This window comes from Parasulfuritortus cantonensis, assembly GCF_004337445.1.
GTDB classification, from domain to species: Bacteria; Pseudomonadota; Gammaproteobacteria; order Burkholderiales; family Thiobacillaceae; genus Parasulfuritortus; species Parasulfuritortus cantonensis.
This window is the reverse complement of sequence record NZ_SJZB01000005.1, coordinates 23,233-33,496: the sequence shown is the minus strand read 5'-3', so window position 1 is coordinate 33,496 and position 10,264 is coordinate 23,233. Positions and strand designations below refer to the sequence as shown.

General features: G+C 68.8%; 9 protein-coding genes and 1 pseudogene. 9 read left to right on the top strand and 1 reads right to left on the bottom strand.

Annotated features, from left to right (window positions below):
• The 9 genes and pseudogenes from EZJ19_RS01250 to mnmA form a co-directional block, all read left to right on the top strand.
• Positions 1-689, top strand: a 689-nt coding sequence (locus EZJ19_RS01250) for a sigma 54-interacting transcriptional regulator (RefSeq protein ID WP_131444487.1), incomplete at its 5' end; no start/stop codon positions are given.
• Positions 690-762: 73 nt separating this feature from the next.
• Positions 763-1,875 (top strand): anthranilate phosphoribosyltransferase, encoded by a 1,113-nt coding sequence (locus EZJ19_RS01245; protein ID WP_131444486.1) that lies wholly within the window; start codon positions 763-765, stop codon positions 1,873-1,875.
• A complete protein-coding gene (locus EZJ19_RS01240) occupies positions 1,875-2,183 on the top strand; it encodes a non-heme iron oxygenase ferredoxin subunit (protein ID WP_131444485.1) in 309 nt (102 codons plus the stop codon). Before EZJ19_RS01245 ends, EZJ19_RS01240 begins: the two co-directional genes overlap by 1 nt.
• 10 nt (positions 2,184-2,193) lie before the next feature.
• Positions 2,194-2,361 (top strand): hypothetical protein, encoded by a 168-nt coding sequence (locus EZJ19_RS15725; protein WP_165873416.1) that lies wholly within the window; start codon positions 2,194-2,196, stop codon positions 2,359-2,361.
• Positions 2,310-3,416, top strand: a complete 1,107-nt coding sequence (locus EZJ19_RS01235) for an efflux RND transporter periplasmic adaptor subunit (protein ID WP_131444484.1) — start codon at positions 2,310-2,312, stop codon at positions 3,414-3,416. Before EZJ19_RS15725 ends, EZJ19_RS01235 begins: the two co-directional genes overlap by 52 nt.
• 76 nt (positions 3,417-3,492) lie before the next feature.
• A pseudogene (locus EZJ19_RS01230) lies at positions 3,493-6,554 on the top strand (efflux RND transporter permease subunit).
• The gene (rimO, locus tag EZJ19_RS01225) at positions 6,551-7,864 is read left to right on the top strand and encodes a 30S ribosomal protein S12 methylthiotransferase RimO (RefSeq protein WP_131444483.1); all 1,314 of its coding nucleotides are present in this window, start codon (positions 6,551-6,553) and stop codon (positions 7,862-7,864) included. The pseudogene EZJ19_RS01230 and the gene rimO overlap by 4 nt, the downstream one beginning before the upstream one ends.
• Positions 7,861-8,322 (top strand): NUDIX hydrolase, encoded by a 462-nt coding sequence (locus EZJ19_RS01220; protein ID WP_131444482.1) that lies wholly within the window; start codon positions 7,861-7,863, stop codon positions 8,320-8,322. The genes rimO and EZJ19_RS01220 overlap by 4 nt, the downstream gene beginning before the upstream one ends.
• On the top strand, positions 8,319-9,389 hold the full coding sequence (gene mnmA, locus EZJ19_RS01215) for a tRNA 2-thiouridine(34) synthase MnmA (RefSeq protein WP_240754612.1): 1,071 nt from the start codon (positions 8,319-8,321) through the stop codon (positions 9,387-9,389). Before EZJ19_RS01220 ends, mnmA begins: the two co-directional genes overlap by 4 nt.
• Before the next feature lie 7 nt (positions 9,390-9,396).
• On the opposite strand, the gene EZJ19_RS01210 is transcribed toward mnmA, so the two are convergent.
• Positions 9,397-10,194, bottom strand: a complete 798-nt coding sequence (locus tag EZJ19_RS01210) for an aKG-HExxH-type peptide beta-hydroxylase (RefSeq protein WP_131444480.1) — start codon at positions 10,192-10,194, stop codon at positions 9,397-9,399.
• Positions 10,195-10,264: the final 70 nt, after the last annotated feature.

Sequence of the window (10,264 nt, the reverse complement as noted above, 5' to 3'; positions counted from 1 at the left end):
GCTATGAGAAGGGCGCCTTCACGGGGGCGACCCAGCGCAAGATCGGCCTGGTCGAGGCGGCGGCCGGCGGCACCCTGTTCCTTGACGAGCTGGGCGATATTCCGCTCAGTCTGCAGGTCAAGCTGCTGCGCCTGCTGGAAACCGGCACCTTCCGCCGGGTGGGCGGGGTGGAAACCCTGCGCGCCGATTTCCGCCTGGTCGCCGCGACCCATCGCGGGGTCAAGGAGATGGTCGAGGCGGGCACCTTCCGGCGCGACCTCTATTACCGCATCTCGGCCTTTCCCATCCACCTGCCGGCCCTGCGCGAACGCCGCGAGGACCTGGGGGTACTGGTCGAGAACCTGCTCCAGCGTCTGGCGCCGGAACGGACGCTGCACCTGGCGCCGGGCGCCTTCGAGCGCCTCATGGCCTACGGTTTCCCGGGCAACATCCGGGAACTGCGTAACATCCTGGAGCGGGCCGTGCTGCTCAGCGACGGCGACAGCATCGGCCCCGAGCAGCTGCCCGAAGACCTCGCGCCGCTACCGGCGGCCATGCCGGACAAGCAGCCGGCCATCGTGCCGCTGGACGAGGCGGAACGGAATTACGTGCGCTGGGCGCTGGAGCAGAAGGGCGGCGACAAGAAGGCGCTGGCCGAAGCGCTGGGCATCAGCGAACGGACCTTGTACCGCAAGCTGGAGCCGAATTGACGGCCCTGGCGCCATTACGGTTGACGCCCCCTGCCGACAAAAATATTCTGCCGCATCACTTAAGGAGTCGCTAATGAACCAAGCCGCCCTGGACCCGCAAAAGGTCATGCATTCCATCATCCAGCGCATCGCCACCGGCCCTGAGCTGTCCAAGAACATCAGCCGGGAAGAGGCGGCGATCGGCATGCAGGCGATCCTGGATGGCGACGTCGATCCGGTCCAGGCGGCCATCTTCTTCATCGCCCTGCGCATGAAGCGGGAGACCATGGACGAGTTCAAGGGCATCCTGGACGCCATCCTGGCCTCCACCGAGCGCATCGTCGCCGAGGTAGACGACGTGGTCGACATCGCCGATCCCTACGACGGCTACAACCGTTGTCTGCCGGCCGCACCCTTCCTGCCGGTGTTGCTCGCCGAACTGGGCGTGGCGGCGGTCAACCATGGCCTCGAGGCGGTCGGGCCGAAATACGGCGTCACCGCCCGCCACGTCCTGCGTGCCGCCGGCGTCGACGTCGATCTCGGGCCGGTCGAGGCCGCCGCCCGCCTGGCCGACCCGGCCAAGGGCTGGGCCTACGTCGACCAGTCGCGCTTCTGCCCGCGCCTGCACGACCTGCTGCCCTTGCGCCAGCGCATGATCAAGCGTCAGGCGGTGACCACCGTGGAGACCGAGGCGATGCCGATCGCCGGGCGCAAGCACACCCACTTCGTCACCGGCTACGTGCACAAGCCGTATCCGCCCATCTACGCCCAGCTCGCCCGCCACGCCGGCTTCGATTCCGCCCTGATCATCCGCGGCGTCGAGGGCGGGATCATGCCCAGCCTGCGCCAGGCCGGGAAGTACAGCGCCTACCAGAACAAGGCCGAGGAGGTCGAGTTCGACATCGACCCGGCCGCGCTCGGCATCAGCCAGAGCGTGCGTGCCGTGGCCCTGCCCGACGACCTGCCGAAGTCCGAGCGCGAGGGTGACGAGGTCGCCATCATGGTCGACGTCCAGGCCACCGCACGGGCGGCCGCCGAGGCCGGCCTGGAAGCCCTGGCCGGCAACAAGGGCGCCACCTACGACACCCTGGTGTTGACCGCGGCCCTGGTGATGCACCACCTGGGGCGGGCCAAGTCGCTCCCGGAGGGCGCCGACATGGCTCGTGCCGCGCTCGATTCCGGCAAGGCCCTGGCGCGGGTGAAGTGATGGTCTGGCAAGCGATCGCCGAGGACGGGGAACTGCAGGTCAACCAGATGAAGCGGGTCGAGGCGGGTGGCCGCAAGCTGCTGCTCTGCCGCGCCGAGAGTGGCCATTACTGTGTCGACGAGATGTGCAGCCACGAGGACTATTCGCTCTGGTTCGGCTGCATCAAGGGCGACACGATCAAGTGTTCGCTGCACGGCAGTTATTTCAGCCTCGCCGACGGCCGGCCCCTGAACGAGCCCGCCGACTGCCCGCTGCGGACCTATCCGGTGAAGTCCGAGCAGGGCCGGATCTGGGTCGAGTTGTCCTGAGCGGCCGTTCATGGACAAGCGCAAGCTGCTGCTCCCGGTGCTGTTCGTGGCGCTCGGGGTGGGCGGATTCGCCACCCTGCGGGCGACCCGGCCGCAATCCGTCCCGGTGCCGGCCAAGGAGCCGAGTTGGCGTATCGACACCCTGACCGCCGCCCCGGGGCCTACAGCCCGACCCTGACCCTGAACGGCAAGGTCGAGAGCCCCGAGTTCACGCAGGCGGCGGCGCCCGGCTTCGGGCGCGTTGCCCGGGTGCCGGTCCGGGAAGGCCAGGTGGTGGCCAAGGGGACCCCGCTGGTGGTCCTCGATGCGCGCGACTTCCAGCCCAAGGTGGAGCAGGCGCGCGGTGCCGTCGACGAACTCGAGGCGTCGATCCGGAGCGAGAACCTGCGCCACGCCGCCGATCTCGACCAGCTCGACCAGGAACGCAAGCTGCTCGATTTCGCCAGTGCCGACCTGGCGCGCTTCGAGCGCCTGCAGAAGGAGAACTTCTACTCCCAGGCGGCGGTGGACCAGAGCCGGGCCAACCTGTCCAAGCAGCAGATCACGCTGCGCAGCCGGGAACTCACCATCAGCGACCACGCGGCGCGCCTGGCCCAGCTGCAGGCCCGCCTGGTGCAGGCGCGCGCCAACCTCGACCAGGCCCGCCTGGCCATGGAGCGCAGCCGGGTCACGGCGCCGTTCGCCGGCTACGTCGCCAAGGTCATGGTGGCCGAGGGCGACCAGGTCAATACCGGCCAGGTGCTGATCTCGCTGTACCCCGCGGACGCCCTGGAAGTGCGCGCCAAGATCCCGGCCAACTACCAGGAGGAACTCCTCGCCCTGCTGGCCGGCGGCCAGCACCCCGGTGCGGTCGCCAAGCTCGGCCAGGCGACCGTGAAGCTGCGCCTGGAGCGCGCCGCGGCGGCCGCCGACACGCGCGGCCTGGACGGCTTCTTCCGGGTCGTCGAGGGGGATCCGGCGCTGCGCCTGGGCAGCCTGCTCACCGTCGAGCTGACCCGGCCGCCGATGGCCGATGTGGTCGCCATCCCGTACGGCGCCATCTACAACAACCGGGTGGTCTACCGGGTCGAGGCGGGCCGCCTGGCCGCCGTGCCGGTCGAGGTGCTCGGCGAGCAGGCCGGGGAACGGCCGATGCTGCTGGTGCGCGGGCCGCTCGCCCGGGGTGACCGGGTCATGACCACGCACCTGCCCAACGCGGTCACCGGACTCAAGGTCGAGGTCGCCGGGCAATGAAGCACGCCCCCGGGAGGCCCGCAAGAACGACCTGCTGGGCACCTTCGTCCACCACCCGGTGGCGGCCAACCTGCTCATGTTCATCCTCATCCTGGCCGGCCTGTTCGCGACCAGCCGGCTCAACGTCCAGTTCTTCCCCAACTTCAGCCTGGACGTGGTCACGGCGCGCGTCGAGTGGCGCGGGGCGGCTTCGGAGGACGTCGAGGAGGGCATCGTCACGCCCCTCGAACAGAAGCTCAAGACGGTCGCCGGCCTCGACAAGCTGACCTCGACGTCCAGCCAGGGGTGGCCTCGATCAGCCTGGAATTCAAGGAAGGGACCGATCCGGTCACCGCCCTGGACGAGGTCAAGCAGGCGGTCACCGAGTTCCGCAACATGCCGGCCGACGCCGAGAAGCCGGACATCGCCAGGGTGTTCCGCTACGAGCCGATTGCCCGCATGCTGGTGTCGGGCGCCAATCCGGACGAGTTGCGCGTCCTCGCGCACCGCTTCGAGCGCGAGCTGCTCGACCGCGGCATCGACAAGGTCGACCTGATCGGCATGCCGGACGAGGAGATCCGTATCGAGATTCCCTCCGCCGAACTGGAGCGCCTGGGGCTCAGCCTGGACCAGGTGGGCGCCCGCCTGGCCCAGGAGAACCGCGACATCCCGGCCGGGCGGGTCGGCAGCGGCGAAGTAGAGCGCGACGTGCGCGGCGTCAACCTGCGCAAGGACCCGCGCGACTACCGCGACCTGCCGCTGGTGACCGAATCGGGCAGCCGGATCGAGCTGGGCCAGGTGGCGACCATCCGCCAGTTGCCGCGCGAGCACGGCATCTTCCTGGAGGTGAACGGCAAGCCGGCGGTGGAACTGCTGCTCCAGCGCGCCGAGGCCGGCAACTCCCTGAAGGCGGCCGAGCTGTTCAACGGCTGGCTGGCCGAGACGCGGCCGAAGCTGCCCAAGAACATCGAGGTGGCGGTCTATGACGAGACCTGGAGCCTGATCGAGGAACGCATCTCGCTCCTGCTCAAGAACGGCGCCATGGGCCTCGCCGTGGTGGTCGCCATCCTGCTGCTGTTCCTCAACGCCCGCGTCACCCTGTGGGTGGCGATGGGCATCCCGACCGCCTTCCTGGCCACCCTGGCGGCGCTCTGGCTGGCCGGGGGCTCGATCAACATGATCAGCCTGTTCGCACTCATCATGGCCCTGGGCGTGATCGTCGACGACGCCATCGTGGTCGGTGAGGACGCCTACGCCCACCACCGCATGGGCGAAGCGGCCATGCTCGCCTCGGAAGGCGGTGCCCGGCGCATGTTCTGGCCGGTGATCGCCTCCAGCCTGACGACGGTGGCGGCCTTCCTGCCCCTGATGATGGTGAGCGGCCCGATCGGCAAGATCATGTTCGACATCCCGTTCATCATGATCTGCGTCCTGCTCGCCTCCGTGGTCGAGTGCTTCTTCATCCTGCCGGCGCACCTGCGCGATGCCTTCGTGCACGACCCCGCCAAGAGCGGCTACCGCCTGCGCCGCTGGCTGGAGGACAAGTTCGACCGCTTCCGCGACGGCCCCTTCCGGCGTCTCGTCACCCTGGCCGTCGACTGGCGCGGCGCCACCGTGGTCCTGGGTGTCTCCCTGCTGATCCTGACGGTCGGCCTGCTGGCCGGCGGGCGGGTCAAGTTCACCTTCTTCCCGACCCCGGAACCCCAGGTGCTCTACGCCAACGTCACCTTCGCCAGCGGTACCCCGCGGGAACGCGTCGATGCCTTCCTGGGCGAGCTTCGGCGCAGCCTGGACGCCACCGAGAAGGCCTACGGCAGCCGCCTGATCCAGCAGGCGGTGGCCAAGAGCGGCACCCTGTCGGGCGAACTGGGCACGCGCCAGGGCGACCAGTTCGGCACCCTGTTCGTCGAACTGACGCCACCGGACGACCGCGACGTCCGCACCGCCGACTTCATCAAGGCCTGGGAGGCGCGCATCCGCCAGCCGGCCGGGATCGAAAGCTTCGTGGTCAGCGAGCGGCGCGGCGGTCCGCCCGGCAGCGACATCGTCGTGCGCCTGGGCGGCCGCGATGCCGCCACGCTCAAGCACGCAGCCCTCGATCTGCAGGGCGTGCTGCGCCAGATCCCGGGCGTCTACGGCATCCAGGACGACATGCCGTACGGGCGCGAGCAATGGCTGTTCGGCCTGACCCCGTCGGGCCAGGCCATGGGCTTCACGGTCGAGGAGCTGTCGCGCCAGTTGCGCGCCGCCCTGGACGGGCGCCTGGTCCAGCTGTTCCAGGATGGTCCGGACGAGATGGAGGTACGGGTCAGCCTGCCGGCCGGGGAGCGCGCCAGCCTGGCGCTGCTCGACCGCATGACCGTGCGCGCCCCGACCGGCGAGTGGGTGCCCTTGGCCAGCGTCGCCACCTGGCGCACCCATCAGGGTTTCGAGGCCCTACGCCATGCCGAGACGGCCCTGGCGGTGGAGGTGAGTGCCTCGGTCCAGCCCGGCCAGGGCAACAGCAACGACATCCTCAACGGCCTGGCCAGCGACACCCTGCCGGCCATGGTGGCCAAGTACGGCTTGCACTGGTCGTTCGAAGGCCGTGCCGCGGACCAGCGCGAGACCATGGCCGACATGAAGGTCGGCCTCGTCCTCGGCCTGTCCCTCATCTACCTGATCCTGGCCTGGGTGTTCGCCCACTACGGCTGGCCCCTGATCATCATGCTGGCCATCCCATTCGGCCTCGGCGGCGCCATCCTAGGCCACTGGCTGATGGGCATCGACCTCACCGTCCTGTCGATGTTCGGGCTGTTCGGCCTGTCCGGCATCGTGGTCAACGATTCCATCGTCCTGGTCGAGTTCTACCGCCACGAGCGCGACAAGGGCATCGGCGTGCGCGACGCCCTGATCAACGCCGCCTGCCTGCGCCTGCGCGCCATCCTGCTCACCTCGCTGACCACCATCGGTGGCCTGTCCAGCCTGATGATGGAGCGCTCCCTGCAGGCCCAGTTCCTGATCCCGATGGCCACCAGCATCACCTTCGGCCTCGCCGCCACGACCTTCGTCGCCCTGCTCTGGCTGCCCGCCATGCTGTCCTTGTACGAATCCGCGCATGCCCTCATCATGCGCATCCGAACCCCGAGGACGCCTGCGGCCAACACCACGACACCATGAAAGAAATCGGAAAAGTCGGCTTCGTCAGCCTGGGCTGTCCCAAGAACACCTTCGATTCGGAACGCATCCTGACCCAGCTTCGTGCCGAGGGTTACCTGATCGTGCCGAGCTACGACGATGCCGATCTCGTGGTGGTGAACACCTGCGGTTTCATCGACGAGGCCGTGGCCGAGAGCCTGGAGACCATCGGCGAGGCCTTGCGCGAGAACGGCAAGGTGATCGTCACCGGTTGCCTGGGCGCCCGCGAATCGGTGATCCGGGACGCCCATCCCAACGTCCTCGCGGTGACCGGCCCGCATGCCACCGAGGCGGTCATGGGCGCCGTGCACGAGCACCTGGCCCGGCCGCACGACCCCTATACCGACCTGATCCCGCCCGGCGGCCTCAAGCTGACGCCCCGGCACTATGCCTGGCTGAAGATCTCCGAGGGCTGCAACCACCGTTGCACCTTCTGCATCATCCCCAGCCTGCGCGGCGACCTGGTGTCGCGGCCGGTCGGCGAGGTATTGGCCGAGGCGGAAGGCCTGGTCAAGGCCGGCGTGAAGGAACTCCTCATCATCTCCCAGGACACCAGCGCCTACGGCGTCGACGTCAAGTACCGCACCGGCTTCTGGAACGGCCGTCCGGTGAAGACCCGGATGACGGAACTGGTCGACGAACTGGCCAAGCTGGGCGTCTGGCTGCGCCTGCACTACGTCTATCCGTATCCGAGCGTCGACGACGTCGTGCCCATGATGGCCGAGGGCAAGGTGCTGCCTTACCTGGACGTGCCGTTCCAGCACGCCAGCCCGCGCATCCTCAAGGCCATGAAGCGGCCCGGCGACATCGAGCACACCCTGCGCCGGATCGAGCGCTGGCGCGAGGTCTGTCCGGACATCGCCATCCGCAGCACCTTCATCGTCGGCTTCCCGGGCGAGACCGAGGACGATTTCGACGAGTTGCTCGATTTCCTGGAGGCGGCGCAGCTGGACCGGGTCGGCGCCTTCGCCTATTCGCCGGTCGAGGGGGCCGCCGCCAACGCCCTGCCGGACCCGGTCGACGAGGACGTCAAGCAGGACCGCCTGGCCCGCTTCATGGACGTCGCCGCCGATATCAGCGCGGCCAAGCTGCGCCAGCGCCGCGGCCGCGAGCTGACCGTGCTGGTCGACGAAGTCGCCGGCGGCCGCGCCGTGGCGCGTTCCTATGCCGACGCCCCGGAGATCGACGGCGTCGTCCACATCGCCCAAGGCCGCGGATTGCATCCGGGCGACCTGGTGCGAGTTAGAATCACCCGTTCCGATGATTATGACCTTTGGGGTAAGCCGATATGAAGGAAGTCTGGAAACCGCACGTCGTCGTGGCAGCCGTGGTCGAACAGGATGGTCGCTTCCTGCTGGTCGAGGAACAGACCGACAGCGGCATCCTGTTCAACCAGCCGGCTGGGCACCTGGAAGAGGGCGAATCGCTCCTGGTCGCGGTGCGCCGCGAGATGTTCGAGGAGACGGCCCACTATTTCGAGCCGGACGGCCTGCTCGGCATCTACCACTGGCGCCATCCCACCAAGAACCGCACCTACCTGCGTTTCGCCTTCACCGGCACGGTGTCCGGCTATGATCCGGCCGCCCGTCTGGACGAAGGCATCCTGCGTGCGGTCTGGATGACCCCCACGGAGATCGCCGAGTCGCGCATGCGCCACCGCAGCCCGTTCGTCGACCAATGCGTCGCCGATTACCAGTCCGGCCGCCGTTTCCCGCTCGACCTGATCAACGAGTTCCCGCACCTGCAGTGAGCCGGATCGTCGTCGGCCTGTCGGGCGGCGTCGATTCCGCCGTCACCGCCTGGCTGCTGAAACGCCAGGGCCACGACGTGGTCGGCGTGTTCATGAAGAACTGGGAGGCCGACGACAACGACCCCGATTGTCCGGCGCGTCAGGATTTCCTCGACGTCCTGGCCATCGGCGACGTCCTCGGCATCGAGATCGAGCTGGTCAATTTCGCGCGCGAGTACCAGGACCGGGTGTTCGCCTATTTCCTGGCCGAATACCGCGCCGGCCGGACGCCCAACCCGGACGTCCTGTGCAATGCCGAGATCAAGTTCAAGGCCTTCCTCGAGCACGCCCTGAGCCTCAACGCCGACCACCTGGCGACCGGCCACTACGCCCGCCTGGCGGGAGATTGCCCGCAGCGCCGGCTGCTCAAGGCGGTCGACGCCAACAAGGACCAGAGCTACTTCCTGTACCGCCTGAACCAGGAGCAGATCGACAAGGCGCTGTTCCCGCTCGGCGACCTGGAGAAGCCGGAGGTGCGCCGGCTGGCGCGCGAGGCCGGTCTGCCAGTGGCGGCCAAGAAGGACAGCACCGGCATCTGTTTCATCGGCGAGCGGCCGTTCCGGGAGTTCCTGCAGCGCTACATGCCCATCCAGCCGGGCGTCATGCGCACGCCGGAGGGCAAGGCGGTGGGGCGGCATCAGGGCCTGATGTATTACACGCTGGGCCAGCGCCAGGGCCTGGGCATCGGCGGCATCAAGTGGGCCGAGGAGGGCGTGCCCTGGTTCGTCGCCGGCAAGGACATGGCGGCCAACGAACTGATCGTCGTCCAGGGCCACGAGCATCCGCTCCTGCTCAGCGCGCAGTTGGAGGCGGACGATCTCAGCTGGATCGGTCCGGCGCCGGAGGTCGGCCGCCGCTACGGCGCCAAGACCCGCTACCGCCAGCAGGACGCCGCCTGCACGGTCACCGGGCTTGCGGACGGCCGCCTGCGCCTGAGTTTCGACGCGCCGCAATGGGCCGTCACGCCCGGCCAGTCGGTGGTCCTATACGACGGCGAAACCTGCCTGGGTGGCGGCGTGATCGTCTGAGCCGGGCTCAGGCGACGCCGTCCATGTAGGCACGCGCCCCGGCCATGACCGCCCGGCCGGTCTCCGTGAGCAGGCCGAATTCCGCCACCACGGCGTAGCCGGCCTCGAAGTGCTCCCGATCCCGGTCGCGCGCGGCCTGCGCCTCGGCGCGGCCGGCCGCGTCCAGACAGCCGGAGTCGAGCAGGCGGGACATGGCCCAGTGCATGCGGGCCGACACGTAGGTGGCGTGGTAGATGCCGTCCATCGGCCGCGGATCGTGGCGCAGAGGCGACTTGAACAACTCGTCGTCGGCGTTCTCCACCAGGGGTTCGTCCAGCGCGTAGCCGAACAGCAGACTGTGGCCGGACTCGTGCGCGAGGACCTCGACCATGGCCACGTCGGTGTCATGCGAGGCGGCGTTCAGGAACAGGCCGCCCCAGAGCATGTAGGACGAGCCGCCGTCGAACTGCATGGCGGCCTGCGAATCGCCCACCACCATGCACACCTCGCAGACCAGGCCGGCGAACTCGGCCGCCAGGTCCGGGATCGCCTGGCTGAGCAGGCGGTAGCCGCGTTCGAAGCGGACGCGGAAGTCGTGTTCCGTGGCCGAATCCGGCGGCAGCATGGCGAAGGACATGAGCGGGTCGCTGTCCATGAGCGCGGCGTAGCGTTCGCTGTGGCGGGCGATTTCCGGCCCGCCCAGGGCCACCAGGCGGAACGGGGCGCCGACCGGGGCCTCCTCCGCGAGCAGGCGGAAGAGCGGTACGGCTTCGTCGTAATGCTCGTCCATGAGGGCCAGCGCCAGTTCGAAGTACAGGCCGCACACCGCGGGGGGATAGCGCAGGCCGAGCCGGAGGTTGCCAATCAGGCGGGCAATGGCGTCGGCATCGAAGGGT

What these genes read in the sequence shown, in the direction of transcription:
- rimO (WP_131444483.1), top strand. Translation starts at nt 6,551, where the DNA reads ATGAAAGAAATCGGAAAAGTCGGCTTCGTCAGCCTGGGCTGTCCCAAG.
- EZJ19_RS01245 (WP_131444486.1), top strand. Translation starts at nt 763, where the DNA reads ATGAACCAAGCCGCCCTGGACCCGCAAAAGGTCATGCATTCCATCATC.
- EZJ19_RS15725 (WP_165873416.1), top strand. Translation starts at nt 2,194, where the DNA reads ATGGACAAGCGCAAGCTGCTGCTCCCGGTGCTGTTCGTGGCGCTCGGG.
- EZJ19_RS01220 (WP_131444482.1), top strand. Translation starts at nt 7,861, where the DNA reads ATGAAGGAAGTCTGGAAACCGCACGTCGTCGTGGCAGCCGTGGTCGAA.
- EZJ19_RS01240 (WP_131444485.1), top strand. Translation starts at nt 1,875, where the DNA reads ATGGTCTGGCAAGCGATCGCCGAGGACGGGGAACTGCAGGTCAACCAG.